Here is a 15390-nt window from a genome sequence, read left to right on the forward strand (position 1 = left end):
CACGGATCAATCCCCAAAATTTGCTACGCAAATCTTGGGTCCCGGCCTGCGCTGCCAATCCCCCGCCCCTTCGGGGCCCCCCCTTTACCAAGGGGGCTTTCCTCCAGCAAGCGCATGGAGCGCGGCAATAGGTTCGAACTCGCCGAACCCGCATGACAAGGCGCAAGAATCGGATAGCGGGCGCCCTGGGCGCCCGCTATCGTTTTCGCCATGGACAAGAACACTGACAAACTCGAACGCGTCCGCCAGCTGCTCGACGGCGGAGAGCCGACGCTGACCGAGCTCGGCAAGGCGGTCGGCATCAGCCCCTCGCACCTGCAGCGCCAGTTCAGCGCGCGCTACGGACTGAGCCCGGCCGAGTATCTGCGCCAGCGCAAGCTCGGCACGCTCAAGGCGCAGCTGCGCGAAGGAAGCGACGTGACCACCGCGCTCTACGACGCGGGCTACGGCTCGCCTTCGCGGGTGTACCAGGACGGCGCCGCGCAGCTGGGCATGACGCCTGGCCGCTATCGCGCCGGAGCGCCCGACGAAGACATCCGCTGGAGCCTGATCGATACCGCGTTGGGCACCGCGCTGGTAGCGACCACTGCCCGCGGCATCTGCATGGTCGAGCTGGGCACGGATCCGCGCGCGCTGGAAGCCGGGCTTCGCCGCGAGTTTCCGCACGCGCGTCTGCAGCGCGTCGACGCCGGCCGCGACGAGTTCCTGGCGCCGCGCGTGCGCGCCGTTGCTCAGCGGCTGGCCGGACGGGGCGACGAGGTCGAGCTGGATCTGGTCGGGACCGCGTTCCAGAAGCGGGTCTGGGATGCGCTGATGAAGATTCCCCGCGGCCAGACCCGCAGCTACGCCGAACTGGCCGCCGCGCTCGATGCGCCGCAGGCCACGCGCGCGGTCGCGAGCGCCTGCGCGCGCAACAAGGTGGCGGTGGTGGTGCCTTGTCACCGCGTGGTGCGCGGCGACGGCTCGCTCGGCGGCTACCGCTGGGGCCTGCCGCTCAAGCAGCAGCTGCTCGAGCGTGAGCGCGCGGCGTGACCCGACGGTGGGAGCGCGCTTGCTCGCGAATGCCTTTGAATTCCTGCCGGAGTGTGGGGAAGAGCAATCGCGGCCAAGGCCGCTCCCACGTGTCGATTTACTTCCGCGGCGCCGCACGCGTGGGCAGGGCCAATCCGCGCTTGACGGTGTCGAACACCAGATGGGTGTCGTAACGACGGATGTTGCCGTCGTCCTTGAACAGGCGTTCGGCGGCTTGCCGGTATTCGGCCAGGCTGGTGGTGGCCATGATCACCAGATAGTCCTGCTCGCCCGCCAGCTGGTAACACTGCTGGACTTCAGGCGCGGCGCGCATGCGGGCATAGAAAGCCTTGAGCTGGCGCGTGGACTCGCGCTCCATCGTTACCCACACGGTGGCGAGCACCAGATTGCCGAGCAGCTCCGGTTCGAGCACCGCCATTTCCCGCATCAGTCCACTGCTGCGATAGCGGGTCAGGCGCCGCTGCACGGCGCTGGCCGACAGGCCCACGGCGTCGCCAAGCGCAGTCAGCGTTTGTCCGGCATCGGCCTGCAGCAGGTCGAGCAGGCGGTGATCGAAATCGTCGAGCAGAAGGGGAGCGTCGGGCACGCAAAATTTTTGCGCGTTTGCGCAGGAATTTTCAAGCGACTTCCGTCATTCAACGCTAATCTGATCGCATGAATACGATCACGGCAGCCTCCGCCCAGCCCACGCCGGCGCGCTGGAGCGTGCCGCTCGCGCTCGCCGCCGTGTACCTGATCTGGGGGTCGACCTACCTGGCGATCCGCTTCGCGCTGGAGGGCGGTTTCCCGCCGTTCCTGCTCGGCGGGATCCGCTTCACCCTCGCGGGCGTGCTGATGTTCGGCTATCTGCGCCTGCGCGGTGCGGCGGTGCCCACCCGCGCGCAGTGGGGCAACGCCGCGGTGATGGGCGTGCTGCTGCTGCTGCTGGGCAACGGCATGGTGAACGTGGCGGAGAAGACCGTCTCCTCCGGCATGACCGCAGTCGCGGTGGCGTCCGCTCCGCTGTGGATGGGCATCTTCGCCGCGATGCGCGGCGAGCGCCCGACCCGGATGGAATGGACCGGCCTGGGCGTCGGCTTTCTCGGGGTGCTGTGGCTCAACGCCGGCAGCAGCCTGACCGCCTCGCCGGTCGGCCTGGTCTGCCTGCTGGTGGCGTCGGTGGCGTGGTCGTTCGGTTCGATCTGGAGCCGCGGACGCGACATGGCGCCTCCGTTCATGGGTGCGGCCGCGCAGATGCTGTGCGGCGGTGTGGCGATGCTGGTGGTGGGTGTGGCGACCGGCGAGCGCCTGCACGCGATGCCCACACCGGGTGGGCTGGCGGCGTTCGCCTATCTGGTCGTGCTCGGCTCGCTGATGGGTTTCACCGCCTACATCTGGCTGCTCAACCACGTGCGGCCGGCGTTGGCCGGCAGCTACGCCTACGTCAATCCGGCGATCGCGGTGCTGCTGGGCGCGTTGCTGGCCAACGAGCGTTTCGGCGCAGGCGAACTGGTGGCGATGGGCGTGATCCTGCTGGGCGTGGTCGCGATCACATTCGCCAAGGCGGCCAAGGCCAAACAATGATGCGGGAGCGGCCCTGGCCGCGACTGCTTTCCCTGCGTCGCCAGTAAAGTCGATGGCAATCGCGGCCAAGGCCGCTCCCTCAGGCTCTCGCGAGACGCCCGACGCTTCGGCGCTCCGCTTGTTACGGACCGTATCCATGTCCTCGAATCGACGCGACACCATCGCCGGCCTCTGGGTCGCCGCGGCCACCTTCGCGGTCTGGGGCCTGATGCCGTTGTACTGGCATCTGCTCAAGTCGGTCCCTTCGCTGCAGATCGTGCTGCACCGGATCGCATGGAGCGCGGTCTTCGTGTGCGGCTGGCTGCTCTGGAAACACGGCCGCGGCTGGTTGCGCAACGCATTGTCGCAGCCGCGCCTGGCCTGGATGCTGGCCTGCAGCGGCGTGCTGATCGCGTTCAACTGGGGCCTGTACATCTGGGCGGTGAATGCCGGGCACGTGGTCGAGACCAGCCTGGGCTATTTCATCAATCCGCTGCTCAACGTGGTGATCGGCGTGCTGTTCCTGCGCGAGCGGCTGTCGACACTGCAGTGGCTGTCGGTGGGCATCGCCGCGGCCGGGGTGCTGTGGCTCACCTTCAACTACGGCAGTTTTCCGTGGATCGCCATGGCCCTGGCGCTGTCGTTCGCGCTGTACGGCCTGATCCGCAAGCTGGCGGCGGTCGACTCGGTCGTCGGGATGGGCGTGGAAAGCGCCTACCTCTTCGTGCCGACGCTGGCCTGGCTGCTGTGGAACGAAAGCCACGGCATGGGCGGTTTCGGCGCAGGCTACGGTGCGTGGACCAGCGCATTGCTGGTGTTCGCCGGCATCCTCACCGCGCTGCCGCTGGTCGGCTTCGCCTTCGCGGTGCGCCGGATTCCGCTGTCGACCGTGGGCCTGATGCAGTACATCGCGCCGACCCTGCAGTTCCTGATCGGCGTGTTCGTGTTCCACGAGCCGTTCGACCGCGACCGCGCGATCGGCTTCGCCTTCATCTGGCTCGCGCTGGCGGTGTTCGCGGGCGATGGCCTGCTGCGCTCGCGCAGGGTCGCGTTGCCGGCCGCCGCATGAGCGGCGCGGGCGAAAAGGACCGCACCATGATCGACGCCACCACGCTCCAGGCCCTGCGCGACTTTCCCCGCCAACTGCAGGCGCACTACCGCGCGATTCCGGAAGGTCGCGCGCACTGGGCGCCGCGCTCCTGGGACGGCATTCCCAGCGAGCGCTTCACCGCGCACGAGCAGGTGTGGCACGTGCATGACATCGAGCTCGAGGGTTACCGGGAACGCTTCCGCCGCACCCTGCATGAGCATGCACCGGTGCTGGTGGACATCGACAGCGAGGCGGTCACCCCGGCGCGCAACTACGCGGCGCGCGATATCGAAGCGGCGTTCGCCGGTTTCGCGCAGGCGCGCGCCGAGACGGTCGGGATGATCGCCGCCTGGGACGACGCCACGCTCGCGCGGCCGGCGGTGTTCGAAGGCTATGGCCCGACCACGCTGCGCGGTCTCGTGCACTTCCTGTGCAGCCACGATCAACAGCATCTCGCGGGGTTGCAGTGGTTGGCTGGGAAGATCGCCGCGGAGGGCATGCAACGCGGCTAGCGCGGCAGTAAGGCAACGGTGGACACTTTTTTCATACCCCCGTGCCGGGTCATGTGGTTGGGCAGGGCGACATCGGCGGGACTGCCATGGCGGCCGCCTCAGGCTTTGCCCGGTTGGGTCGCCGCGGGTTCCAGTGGCAATTCGCGCAGGCGTTGGCCGGTCAGCGCGAAGACCGCGTTCGCCACCGCCGGCGCGATCGGCGGCACGCCGGGCTCGCCGATGCCGGAGGGTTTCTCGGTGCTCGGCACGATGTGCACCTCTACCTGCGGCATCTCGTTGAAGCGCAGCACGCGGAAGTCGTGGAAGTTCGACTGCTGTACGCGGCCGTCCTTGAAGCTGAGCCGGCTGTGCAGCGCGGCCGCCAATCCAAAGGCGATGGAGGATTCCATTTGCGCACGGACGCCCTCCGGATTGACCACGATGCCACAGTCTACCGCGCACACGACGCGATGCACGCGGATCGCGCGGCCGGCGACCGGGTCGTCTTCCATCGATACCTCCGCCACTTCGGCGACGTAACTGCCGGCAGTTTCGAATACCGCCACGCCGCGCGCGCGGCCCTGCGCCCGTGGCGTCTTCCAGCCGGCCTTTTCCACGGCCAGGTCGAGTACGCCCAGGTGGCGCGGATAATCCTTCAGCAGCAAGCGTCGGTATTCGACCGGGTCCTTGCCGGCCGCGTGCGCGAGTTCGTCGATGAGGCTTTCCATCACGAACACGTTGTAGCTGGGCCCGACCGAGCGCCACACCAGCACAGGTATGCCCGTCGCGGGCGAATGCAGGTCGACGCGATGGTCCGGGATGGCCTTGAGATAGGGCGCATCGATGACGCCACCGACCGAAAAGGCGTCGACGCCGTTCCTCACCATCATCGGTTCGAGCGGCGTGCCGGCGGCGAGCGACTGCCCGACCAGCGTGTGCTGCCAAGCGACCGGCAAGCCGCCGGCGCCGAGTCCGACATGCACCTGTTGCACGAACATCGGCCGGTAGTAGCCGCCCCGAATGTCGTCCTCGCGCGTCCACACCGTCTTGACCGGCGCACCGGCGGCCTTGGCGACATGCACGGCCTCGATGACGAAATCCGACGGCAAGCGCCGGCCGAAACCGCCGCCGAGGAACATCGTGTGGAGCCGGACCTGCTCGGGATTGAGGCCAGTGATCTTCGCGGCGGCCAGCTGGTCACCGGTCTGGGACTGGGTGCCGGTCCAGAGCTCGCAGCCATCCTTGTCGATCTTCACCGTGCAGTTGAGGGGTTCCATCGGCGCGTGTGCGAGATAGGGCACGGCGTACTCCACGTCCAGCGTCTTCGCCGCCTTCGCGAGTGCGGCCTCCACGTCGCCTGCCTGTGCCGCCACGTTGCCGGGCGTCGCCGCGAGCCTGCGGAATTCCTCGCGCAGCTGCGCAGTGTCGAGGCCGGCATTCGGGCCGAGGTTCCAATCGATCTTCAGCGCATCGCGGCCGAGTTTGGCGGCCCAGAAGTGATCGGCGACAACCGCCACGCCACTGGGCACTTGCACCACATTGCGTACGCCGGGGATGGCCTTGGCCGCGGCGTCGTCGAACGATTTCACCGTGCCGCCGAACACCGGCGAGCGCGCGACCAACGCGGTCAGCAGGCCAGGAAACTGCACGTCCATGCCGAACTGCGCGCGGCCACTGGTCTTCTCCGGCGTGTCGAGGCGTTTGGTGGGCTTGCCGATGAACTTCCAGTCCTCCGGGTCCTTGAGCTTGAGCGAGGCCGGGTCGGGCGGTGCGAGCTTGCCGGCATCGTCGGCAAGCTCGCCATAGCGAATGCGCTGCGTGCCGGCGACGACTGTGCCGTTCTCGGTGCGCAGTCGTTCGACCGGCAGGTTCAAGCGCATGGCCGCGGCCTGCAGCAGCATCGCGCGCGCGCCGGCGCCGGCCTGGCGGTAACGATCGAACTCCGACCAGGTGGAGCTCGAACCGAAGGTAGTCTGGCCGCCGAACGCGGAGTGCATGTAGGCCGGCGCAACCGGCGCGTGCTCGACCCTGATCCTCGACCAGTCGGCGTCGAGTTCCTCGGCGATCAGCATCGGCAGCATGGTCCAGATGCCCTGGCCCATTTCCGAATGCGCGCTCAGCACGGTGATACTGTCGTCAGCGGCGATGCGCAGGAAAGCGTTGGGGGCGAAGGCGGCCAAGGCCTGCGCTTCCTGCGCGAGCGCAAACCGCTTCGCCACTGGGATGGCGATGCCGATGACCAGGCCGCCGCCGGCCAGCGTGGCGGTTTTGAGTAAATTGCGGCGGGACAGCTTGCTTGCGGCGTTCACGGAGGCCTCCGTCGCTGGTCTTGTCCTTCTCCCTCCGTGAGAAGGTGCCCGGAGAGCTTGCCCCGGACTCGATCCGGGGGCGGATGGGGGTTTGCCTTCGACAACGTGATTGGAGGGCGAGACCGGTTGTTGTCGCTGCGTCAGGCATGACGGGCTTCTGCAGGGCCGGGCTTGCCTGGAACCCAGGAGCTAGCTGTCCGGGCAGACTCGGATCTACAGACAAGCTGCGGCTTGCCGGGCGTATTCAATCGATCGCGCGGCGGGCACATGAACGTGCCCGCCCTGCGCCGTTCGAAGTCACTCAAGCGCCGGGGCAGGGGGCGCCTGCGTCCATCCAGGTCTTGAATGCGGCCACGAAGCGCTCGTGCGGCACCGGCACCGGCTTGCGCTCGCCGCCCGGCTCCCAGCCCCACAGCACCAGCTTGTCCTCGCTGACATGCTTGAACATGGCGTCGAGGTCGCGATCGCCGTTGCGCTTCTTGTCCTTGATCATCGCGCACAGCTCCGCCGCGGGCACGCCGATCCAGGCCATCTTCTGGTCCGGCGGCGGCAGGCCCCAGTGCGGGGCGCCGGGCGGCGCGTGCGGGCCGTAGCTGGCCGGCGAATTCTTCTCGCCATGGCAGGTGCTGCACGGCAGGCCGGGCGCGCCGTGTCCGTCGGGGCCGCGCACCACGTTCATCGCATGTGGCGTCTGCGTATCGAACTGCAGCGGCGCGTCGCCGGGGATGTGGCAGTTGCTGCAGCGCGGGTGCTGGAACACCTGCTCCACGGTCTTGAACGCCTCCAGCCCCTGTGCCTGCTGCTCGGGGCTCGCGCGCTTGCAGGCAGCGGGCGCGAGGGCGAGAAGGATTGTCGCGGGAAGGATCGCGAGTAACCGGCGCATGCGCATGCCTCCTCAGGACTTCGCCGCGGAAGTGGCGGCGGTGTCATTGGCGGCGAGCCGCAGCGGCAGCTCGCGCAGGCGCTGTCCGGTCAGCGCGAACACCGCGTTCGCAACCGCCGGCGCGATCGGCGGCGTGCCCGGTTCGCCGACGCCGCCCATCTTTTCGCTGCTCGGCACGATGTGGACCTCGACCTTCGGCATTTCCGACATGCGCAGCACCCGGTAGTCGTGGTAGTTGGATTCCTGCACGCGGCCGTCCCTGAAGGTCAGCTTCGAGTACAGCGCCGCGCCAAGACCGAATGCGATCCCGGATTCCATCTGCGCGGCCACGGTCAGCGGGTTCACCACCGGACCGCAGTCGATCGCGCAGACCACGCGATGCACCTTGATCGCACGGCTGCCATCGCGCATGTCCTCGACCGAGACTTCCGCCGCCTGGGCGACGAAGCTGCCGAAGGACTCATGCACGGCGATGCCCTTGCCGCGGCCCTTGGCGAGTGGCGTGTCCCAGCCGAATTTTTCCGCCGCCAGGTTGAGCGCGGCCAGATGGCGCGGATGGTCCTTGAGCAGCTGGCGTCGGTATGCGAGCGGATCCTTGCCGGCGGCATGGGCGAGCTCATCGACCAGGCTCTCCATCACGAAGCCGTTGTAGCTGTGCCCGACCGAGCGCCACCACAGCACCGGGATGCCGGTCTTGGGCGAATGCAGGTCGACCCGATGCGCCGGCGTGCCCTTGACGTAGGGCGAGTCGGCGACGCCCTCGACCGAGGTGGCATCGATGCCGTTCTTCACCATCATCGGCTCGAACGGCGTGCCGGCGAGGATCGACTGTCCGACCATCACCTGCTGCCAGGCAACCGGAACACCATCGGCGTCCAGCCCGACCTTCGCCTTCTGCACGTAGGCCGGTCGGTAGTAGCCGCCGCGCATGTCGTCCTCGCGCGACCACACCGTCTTGACCGGCACCTTGGCGGCCTTCGCCACTTCCACCGCCTCGTTGACGAAATCCGACGTCGGCGTGGCGCGCCGGCCGAAGCCGCCGCCGAGGAAGGTGGTGTGAATGAGGATCTGCTCGGGCTTCAGACCGGTGATCTTCGCGGCGACCTGCTGATCGATGGTCTGGAACTGGGTGCCGGTCCAGATCTCGCACTGGTCGGCATCGATCTTCACCGTGCAGTTCAACGGCTCCATCGTTGCGTGCGCGAGATAGGGCACGGTGTATTCGGCTTCCACCGTCTTCGCCGCCGTGGCCATTGCCGCGGCGGCGTCGCCGGCCTGCACGGCGACCGCGCCGGGCGTGCCGGCGAGCTTCGCGAACTCGGCGTGCAGGGCCTGCGTGTCGAGCGCGGCGTTCGGGCCCGGATCCCAGTCGACTTTGAGCGCGTCGCGGCCGAGCTTCGCGGCCCAGTAATGGTCGGCGATCACCGCGACGCCGCTGGGCACCTGCACCACGTCGCGCACGCCGGGCACGGCTTTCGCGGCCGTGGCGTCGAAGGATTTCACGCTGCCGCCGAACACCGGTGCGCGCGCGACCATCGCGGTCTTCAGGCCATCGAACTGCACGTCGATGCCGAAGATCGCACGGCCGCTGATCTTTTCCGGCGTGTCCAGGCGCCGGGTCGGCTTGCCGATGAGTTTCCAGGCCTTCGGGTCCTTGAGGGCCAGGGACTTCGGATCCGGCGCGGCGAGTTTGCCGGCGTCGTCGGCGAGCGCTCCGTAGCGCACGCGCTGATCGCCGGCGACGACTTCGCCGTTCTCGGTTCGGATCTCCGCCGCCGGCACGCCGAGCCGCGCGGCGGCGGCCTGCACCAGCATCGCGCGCGCCGCAGCCCCAGCCTGGCGATAGCGGTCGAACTCGCTCCAGGTCGTGGTCGAACCGCCGGTCATCTGCATGCCGAAGCCGGTATGCGCATAAGCCTGCGCGGCGGGCGCATGCTCGACCGTGATCCTGGACCAGTCGGCGTCGAGCTCCTCGGCGATCAGCATCGGCAACGCGGTCCAGATGCCCTGGCCCATCTCGGAATGCGCCAGCAGCACGGTGATGCTGTCGTCGCCCGCGATACGCAGGAAGGCATTGGGCGCGAAAGAAGCCGTGGTGGCGGCTTGCGCCTGCTGCGCCAACGCCATGCGCGCGGCGACGGGCACCACGAAACCGATCACGAGTCCGCCGCCGGCGAGCGCGCCGGCCTTGAGGAACCCACGCCGGCTGGTTTTCTGGATGGCGTTCATCGCGCGGTCCTCAGGCCTTGGACAGTTCGGCCGCGCGATGCACCGCCGCGCGGATACGCGGATAGGTGCCGCAGCGGCAGATGTTTCCGCTCAGCGCATGGTCGATGTCGGCATCGCTGGGGGTCGGTACCTGCGCCAGCAGCGCCACGGCCGACATGATCTGCCCGGACTGGCAGTAGCCGCACTGGACCACGTCGAGTTCGGCCCATGCCTTCTGCACCGGATGGCTGCCGTCGGCCGACAGGCCCTCGATGGTGGTGATCTTCTTGCCGGCGACTGCTTCGACCGGGGTCACGCAGCTGCGCAATGGCGCCCCGTCCACATGCACCGTACAGGCGCCGCATTGCGCGATGCCGCAACCGAACTTGGTGCCGGTCATGCCCATCAGGTCGCGCAGCACCCAGAGCAAGGGCATGTCGGCCGGGGCGTCGACCTCGTGCGTACTGCCGTTGACGATCAGTTTCATGCACAACTCCCTGGCGGCGGCTGGGGGTGCTTGCAGCTTACTCCCGACAGGATGCGGACCGTAACCGGGGTTTCGTTCAAACCGGATGACGCAGCCGGCACCGTCCCTCGACCTGTGAGGGCTCGACCGCGCAGCCGCGGCGGCCCGGCCTGCGGGCAGCGGACCGCAAGCTCAGCGCTGCAACAGCAGCCAGCCGACCAATGCCGCGATCAGCGCGCTGGCGCACGACACCACGGCCCATGCCCGGCGTGCGCGCAAACGCGCGCGTGCGATCAGTTCGTCGCGCAGCCTGGCGCCCTGTGCCACCAAGGGCGCCGCTTCGGCTTCGGCCCGGGCGAAGTGGGCCTGCGCGCGCTGCGGTTGCGCGTGCGCGCGCAGGGCGGCGTCGTCGTGGATCTCGAGGATCCGCGCCTGCAGCTCCGCCAGCTGTCGGCCCTGTTCGGCCAGCGATGGCCTGCGCGCGCCGCTCACGCCGCGCGCAGGGCCTCGGTCACCGGCATCCGCGCCGCGCGGATCGCCGGGAACAGGCCGCCGACGAAACCGATCGCCAGCGCCCACTTCAGTCCCGTCCACAGCACCTCGGGCGAAACCTGGAACGCGAACGTAAGCTGGCCCACGCCGCCGGCGATGGTCGAGGCGGTGTAGCCGTTGAAGATCAGCCAGGCGATGAGCCCGCCGATCAGCCCGCCGAGCAGGGCCAGCAGCATCGTCTCCAGCATCACCGCAACGACCACGGGCACGCCGCGGAAGCCGATCGCGCGCAAGGTGGCGATCTCGCGCGCGCGCGAGGCGACCGTGGCGAACATGGTGTTGAGCGCACCGAACACCGCGCCGATCGCCATGATCGCCCCGACCACGATGCCGATGATGCGGATGATCTTGGTCATCTGCTCGGACTGCTTGCTGAAATAGTCCAGCGTGGTCTGGGTGTCCACCTCCACCCGCGGATCGGAGGCGAGGTTCGCCTTGAAGGTCTTGAACGCGTTGGCGTCGGCCAGCTTGACGGTCACCGAGGTGCGGGTACTGCCGCGGCGATAGGTGGCCGCGACGATGTCGGCGTCGCCCCACACCTCCGAATCCATCGCGTCGCCGGCATGGAACACGCCCGCCACCGTCCACAGTTCGCTGCCCAGACGGATCTGCTTGCCGACCTCGAGGCCGCGGAACTGGCCCTGCGCGCCGGTGCCGACCACGACCTCGCGCCGGCCGGATTCGAACTTGCGGCCCTGCACGATCTTCAGGTCAGGACGCACGGCCCACGCCTGCGGACCGACGCCGCGCAGCTGCACGCTGCCGTCCTCGTCCGGGCCACCGTCCTTCAGCGGCAGGTTGGCCGCCACCACGATCTCGGGCGAGGCGATCGCACGGCCGTCGGCATCGCGCGCGATGCCGGGCGCCTGCTCGATGACCTTCACCGCATCGTTCATCAGCGTCGACATCACCTCGGCCGCCGAAGCACCGCGCATCACGATCGCGGTGTCCTCGCTGCCGCTGGCCCGCAGGGTCTGGCGGTAGCCCTCGGCCATCGCCAGCATCGCCACCAGCACGCCGACCACGCCGGCGATGCCGAGCACGATCACCGACGAGGCGCCCAGCCGCTGGCGCAGCGTGCTGATGCCCACGCCGGTCACCGAGGCCGCCTGGCGGCCGCGCCGGGTGACCAGCATCCACACCGCAAACAGCGCCGCGATGCCCAGCAGCACGAACCACGGCAGTACCAGCCAGGCGACGATGCCGGCGAGCACCGCCAGGAACAGTCCGAAGCCGCCGAAAAAGTTTTTCACGCGATTCATTGCAATGTCCTCATTGAGTCCGCGTTATCCATCCGGCCGGCCCGGCCCGGCACGCCGGGTGTTCGCCATGACCGTGCGGCGATGCCGCGCAAACGGTCGCTGTCCATCTTCAGCGTCCGGCCAGTGCGTCGACGATGTTCAGGCGCATCGCCCGCAGCGCGGGCAGCGCCCCCACCAGCAGGCCGATCGCGACCATCAGGGCCAGGCCGAGCAGCCAGCTGCTCAGCCCGATCGGCGGCAGGTTGATCATGCCGCCCGAACCCGCACCCACGATCGGCCCGAGCACGGCCGCGAGTGCGAGTCCCAGCACCCCACCGATCAGCACCAGCAGCACCGATTCGGCCAGCACCAGTCCCAGCACGCTGCCGTCGCGGAAGCCGATCGTCTTGAGCACGGCCAGTTCCGGGATGCGCTCGCGCACCGCCTGCGCCATCGTGTTGCCGGTGAGCAGCAGCAGGGTGAAGAACACCGCGCCCATGATCGAACCCACGATCAGGCCGATATCGGCGGTCTGCTTCATCCACGCCGCGGTCGCGGCGGCTTCGGTCTGGGTCTTGGTTTCGTTGGCCGAATTGGCTGACAGCGCATCGATCGCCTTGGCCACGCGGTCGGCCTGGCTGGCGTCGTTGACGCGGACCACGTACCAGCCGGCCTGGCCCTGGTTGTAGGGCGTGGACTCGTCGAAGTACTTCCATTGCAGCAGCAGCATCTGGTCGTACCAGCCGCCGCTCTTCTTGTCGGTGGCGCTCAGAGTGCCGACGATGTCGAAGTCCCAGTTCTTGCTGCCGTCGCGGTTGGGGAAGATGGTCGACTGCAGCGGGATCTTCTGCCCCACCTTCCAGCCGAAGCGCTTCATCAGGCCTTCGCCGACCAGCACGCCGGTGCGGGTGCTGTTGAACGCAGCGCGCTGCTTGGGATCGACCGCGATCTCCGGATACACGTCGAGATAGTTCGGTGCCACGGCGAAGCTGAAGATCTGGTTGCGCGGATCCTGGTAGGCGCCGCCGAACCAGTTGGCGTAGGTGACGGTCTTGACGCCGTCCACCTGCGCGATCCGGCTGTTGAGGGCCATCGGCAGCGCCTGGATGAAGGACAGGCGCGAGCCGACCTGCAGGCGCTCGGCGCCCTGCGCGCTGCGCCCGGCCTCGGCAAAGCTCTCGCGTACGCCATTGAGCAGGCCGAACAGCAGGAACGCCGCCAGGATCGACAGCAGGGTGAGCACGGTACGGGTCTTGCGCCGGAACAGCTCGGCCCAGATCAGATGCAGGTATTTCATGTCGGTATCCCGTTGTCGGAAAACAGGAACTAGGGGCTAGAAACTAGGAACTAGCGAGGACGGATGCGGCAGCTTCCCCTCTAGTTTCTGGTTCCTCATCACTAGTTCCTTTCCACTGCGTGCTCGACCTGTTCCACCAGCACACCCTTGTCCAGGTGCAGCGTGTGGGTCGCGTACTCGGCGGCCTTCGGATCGTGGGTCACCATCACGATCGTCTTGCCGTGCTCGCGGTTGAGGGTCTGCAGCAGGCCCAGGATCTCCTCGGCCGACTGGCGATCCAGGTCGCCGGTGGGCTCGTCGCAGATCAGCAGGGTCGGGTCGGACACGATCGCGCGCGCGATCGCCACGCGCTGCTGCTGGCCGCCGGACAGTTCGTTCGGCTTGTGTTTGATACGGTCGCCCAGGCCGACCAGCTTGAGCGCGGTTTCCGCGTTCTGCTTGCGCTGCGATGCGCCCAGCGGCGTGAGCAGCAGCGGCAGCTCCACGTTCTTCTGCGCGCTCAGCATCGGCATCAGGTTGTAGAACTGGAACACGAAGCCGACATGGTCGCTGCGCCACTGCGCCAGCTGGCCGCCGCGCATCTGGTCGATGCGTGCCCCGTCCACGGTGATCTCGCCCGCGGTCGGCGCGTCCAGCCCGCCGATCAGATTGAGCAGGGTGCTCTTGCCGGAGCCCGAAGGTCCCATCAGCGCGATGAAATCGCCGCGGTCGATCTCCAGGTCCACGCCGTGCAGCACCTCGATCCTTTCCGGGCCGCGCTGATAGGTCTTGCTCAGGTTGCGGGTCGATACCAGGGTTGCCATTGCGTCACTCCGTTAGGTAGTCCTGCGTTGCTGTTTGCATTGCCGTACAAGGGTGCCGACGGATGGGGAGGCGTCATTTCGACGCTTCCGCCTCCGCCTTGCGTACCTTCCCGCCGTCCTGCAGCTCTGCCGGCGGATCCAGCACCACGGTCTCGCCGGCGCTCAGGCCGGACAGCACCTCGCGGTCCCCGCCCAGCGCGCGGCCCAGCTTGAGCGTGCGCAGTTCGGCGCGATCCGCGTCCTCGCCGGTGACCGCGAAGGCCACGTCGCCACCATCGCGCTGCACGATCGCGTCCGACGGCACGCGCACGCCACGGCGCGCGGGTGCGTCGGCCGGGCGCGCGGCCTCGAGGAAGCTGACGTTGACGCCCATGTCCGGCACGATCCGCGGGTCCTTCTGTTTCAGCGCCACCCGCACCTTGACCGTGGCCTTGCCGCGGTCGGCGGCGGGAATGATCGCGATCACCTCGGCCGGGATCTTCCAGTCCGGATACGCATTGAGCGTGGCTTCCACCGGCATCTTCGGCTTGACCCGGCCGATGAAGGCCTCGCCGACTTCCACCTCGATCTCCAGCGAATCCATGTCGACCACGGTGCCGATGCCGGTGCGGGTGAAACCGCCGCCTGCGGACAGCGGCGAAACGATCTCGCCCGGCTGCGCGGCCTTGGCCGTCACCACGCCTGCGAACGGCGCACGCACGATGGTGTTGTCCACGCCGAGGTCGGAGATGTGCAGCGAGTCCGCCGCCACCTTCGCGTTGCGCTGCGCGGTGACCAGTTCGGCACGCAGGGCATCGCGCTCCGCCACCGCCTGGTCGTACTGCGCCTTCGACACCAGCTGCTGGCCGACCAGGCGCGACAGCCGCGCGGCATTCGCCTCGGCCTCGCGCAGGCGTGCCTGCACGCCGGTCGCCTGGCTGCGCGCCGCCTGCAGCTGCGAGGCGCTGAGTTCGCGCTGGGCATCGGCATCGATCGGGTCGAGCGTGGCCATGACCTGGCCTTCCTCGACGCGCTGGCCTTCCTCGATCAGCACTTCACGCACCTTGCCGGTGATCTTGGCCGAGACCGTGGCCATGCGCCGCGCCACCACATAGCCGCTGGCATCCAGTACCGACGCCGCCGCGCCGCCATTGCCACCCGTGGCGGTGACCGTCGCGGTTTCCACCACGACGCCCTGGTCGCGGGTGAAGAACAGCCACGCCGCCGTGGCGATGAGCACGAGCGTTGCGACCACCGCCAGCGCGATCCACAGGCCCTTGCGCGATGCGGGCGGTGGCGGGGCGCTGCGGTCGATCCTGAGCGAATTGAGCAGGTCGGCGTTCGAACTCATCGGCACAGCGCTCCTTGCAGCCTCCGGTCGCGGGGCGGGGCGTAGTTTGACTACCCACCCGACGGTGGGGAAGGGCCACTTTCGACCCGGCATTGCCCGCGCGCTCGTGCGCTGCGGCCATCCCCAGGCTGTCCGTGGTTCGCGTC

Annotated in this window: 14 protein-coding genes; 4 read left to right on the top strand and 10 right to left on the bottom strand. The window is 68.4% G+C overall.

The window, feature by feature from the left end; genetic code table 11:
- Positions 1–210 precede the first annotated feature (210 nt).
- Positions 211–1032 carry a methylated-DNA--[protein]-cysteine S-methyltransferase gene (locus MC375_RS06445; RefSeq protein ID WP_242102467.1) on the top strand — a complete coding sequence of 274 codons (822 nt, stop codon included), beginning with the start codon at positions 211–213 and terminating at the stop codon, positions 1030–1032.
- Between the two features lie 97 nt (positions 1033–1129).
- On the opposite strand, the gene MC375_RS06450 is transcribed toward MC375_RS06445, so the two are convergent.
- Entirely contained in the window at positions 1130–1618 is a 489-nt protein-coding gene (locus MC375_RS06450) for an Lrp/AsnC family transcriptional regulator (protein ID WP_242102468.1), read from the bottom strand.
- A 68-nt stretch (positions 1619–1686) separates the two neighbouring features.
- On the opposite strand from MC375_RS06450, the gene yedA reads away from it, so the two are divergent.
- From yedA to MC375_RS06465, 3 genes are all read left to right on the top strand, one after another.
- Positions 1687–2595 (top strand): drug/metabolite exporter YedA, encoded by a 909-nt coding sequence (gene yedA / locus MC375_RS06455; RefSeq protein WP_242102469.1) that lies wholly within the window; start codon positions 1687–1689, stop codon positions 2593–2595.
- A 136-nt stretch (positions 2596–2731) separates the two neighbouring features.
- Complete coding sequence (gene rarD / locus MC375_RS06460) at positions 2732–3643, top strand: EamA family transporter RarD (protein WP_242102470.1); 912 nt, start codon at positions 2732–2734, stop codon at positions 3641–3643.
- Between the two features lie 26 nt (positions 3644–3669).
- Complete coding sequence (locus MC375_RS06465) at positions 3670–4176, top strand: DinB family protein (protein ID WP_242102471.1); 507 nt, start codon at positions 3670–3672, stop codon at positions 4174–4176.
- A 98-nt stretch (positions 4177–4274) separates the two neighbouring features.
- Here the strand turns inward: MC375_RS06465 and MC375_RS06470 are convergent, their stop codons facing one another.
- The 9 genes from MC375_RS06470 to MC375_RS06510 form a co-directional block, all read right to left on the bottom strand.
- Positions 4275–6464: a xanthine dehydrogenase family protein molybdopterin-binding subunit gene (locus MC375_RS06470; RefSeq protein WP_242102472.1), complete on the bottom strand. Its 2190-nt coding sequence runs from the start codon at positions 6462–6464 to the stop codon at positions 4275–4277.
- Between the two features lie 301 nt (positions 6465–6765).
- Positions 6766–7347 (bottom strand): hypothetical protein, encoded by a 582-nt coding sequence (locus MC375_RS06475; protein WP_242102473.1) that lies wholly within the window; start codon positions 7345–7347, stop codon positions 6766–6768.
- A 12-nt stretch (positions 7348–7359) separates the two neighbouring features.
- A complete protein-coding gene (locus tag MC375_RS06480) occupies positions 7360–9576 on the bottom strand; it encodes a xanthine dehydrogenase family protein molybdopterin-binding subunit (RefSeq protein WP_242102474.1) in 2217 nt (738 codons plus the stop codon).
- Between the two features lie 10 nt (positions 9577–9586).
- Positions 9587–10042 carry a (2Fe-2S)-binding protein gene (locus tag MC375_RS06485; protein WP_242102475.1) on the bottom strand — a complete coding sequence of 152 codons (456 nt, stop codon included), beginning with the start codon at positions 10040–10042 and terminating at the stop codon, positions 9587–9589.
- A gap of 171 nt (positions 10043–10213) precedes the next feature.
- Positions 10214–10513 (bottom strand): hypothetical protein, encoded by a 300-nt coding sequence (locus tag MC375_RS06490; RefSeq protein ID WP_242102476.1) that lies wholly within the window; start codon positions 10511–10513, stop codon positions 10214–10216.
- On the bottom strand, positions 10510–11835 hold the full coding sequence (locus MC375_RS06495) for an ABC transporter permease (protein WP_242102477.1): 1326 nt from the start codon (positions 11833–11835) through the stop codon (positions 10510–10512). The genes MC375_RS06490 and MC375_RS06495 overlap by 4 nt, the downstream gene beginning before the upstream one ends.
- Positions 11836–11944: 109 nt before the next feature.
- Entirely contained in the window at positions 11945–13111 is a 1167-nt protein-coding gene (locus tag MC375_RS06500) for an ABC transporter permease (RefSeq protein WP_242102478.1), read from the bottom strand.
- Between the two features lie 101 nt (positions 13112–13212).
- Positions 13213–13914 carry an ABC transporter ATP-binding protein gene (locus MC375_RS06505; RefSeq protein ID WP_242102479.1) on the bottom strand — a complete coding sequence of 234 codons (702 nt, stop codon included), beginning with the start codon at positions 13912–13914 and terminating at the stop codon, positions 13213–13215.
- A 73-nt stretch (positions 13915–13987) separates the two neighbouring features.
- The gene (locus MC375_RS06510; RefSeq protein WP_242102480.1) at positions 13988–15244 is read right to left on the bottom strand and encodes an efflux RND transporter periplasmic adaptor subunit; all 1257 of its coding nucleotides are present in this window, start codon (positions 15242–15244) and stop codon (positions 13988–13990) included.
- Positions 15245–15390: the final 146 nt, after the last annotated feature.

It is taken from the genome of Lysobacter sp. M2-1, from assembly GCF_022662495.1.
In the GTDB taxonomy this organism is placed as follows: Bacteria; Pseudomonadota; Gammaproteobacteria; order Xanthomonadales; family Xanthomonadaceae; genus JAKPBU01.

What these genes read in the sequence shown, in the direction of transcription:
- MC375_RS06445 (WP_242102467.1), top strand. Translation starts at nt 211, where the DNA reads ATGGACAAGAACACTGACAAACTCGAACGCGTCCGCCAGCTGCTCGAC.
- yedA (WP_242102469.1), top strand. Translation starts at nt 1,687, where the DNA reads ATGAATACGATCACGGCAGCCTCCGCCCAGCCCACGCCGGCGCGCTGG.
- rarD (WP_242102470.1), top strand. Translation starts at nt 2,732, where the DNA reads ATGTCCTCGAATCGACGCGACACCATCGCCGGCCTCTGGGTCGCCGCG.
- MC375_RS06465 (WP_242102471.1), top strand. Translation starts at nt 3,670, where the DNA reads ATGATCGACGCCACCACGCTCCAGGCCCTGCGCGACTTTCCCCGCCAA.
- MC375_RS06475 (WP_242102473.1), bottom strand. Translation starts at nt 7,347, where the DNA reads ATGCGCCGGTTACTCGCGATCCTTCCCGCGACAATCCTTCTCGCCCTC.
- MC375_RS06480 (WP_242102474.1), bottom strand. Translation starts at nt 9,576, where the DNA reads ATGAACGCCATCCAGAAAACCAGCCGGCGTGGGTTCCTCAAGGCCGGC.
- MC375_RS06485 (WP_242102475.1), bottom strand. Translation starts at nt 10,042, where the DNA reads ATGAAACTGATCGTCAACGGCAGTACGCACGAGGTCGACGCCCCGGCC.
- MC375_RS06495 (WP_242102477.1), bottom strand. Translation starts at nt 11,835, where the DNA reads ATGAATCGCGTGAAAAACTTTTTCGGCGGCTTCGGACTGTTCCTGGCG.
- MC375_RS06500 (WP_242102478.1), bottom strand. Translation starts at nt 13,111, where the DNA reads ATGAAATACCTGCATCTGATCTGGGCCGAGCTGTTCCGGCGCAAGACC.
- MC375_RS06505 (WP_242102479.1), bottom strand. Translation starts at nt 13,914, where the DNA reads ATGGCAACCCTGGTATCGACCCGCAACCTGAGCAAGACCTATCAGCGC.
- MC375_RS06510 (WP_242102480.1), bottom strand. Translation starts at nt 15,244, where the DNA reads ATGAGTTCGAACGCCGACCTGCTCAATTCGCTCAGGATCGACCGCAGC.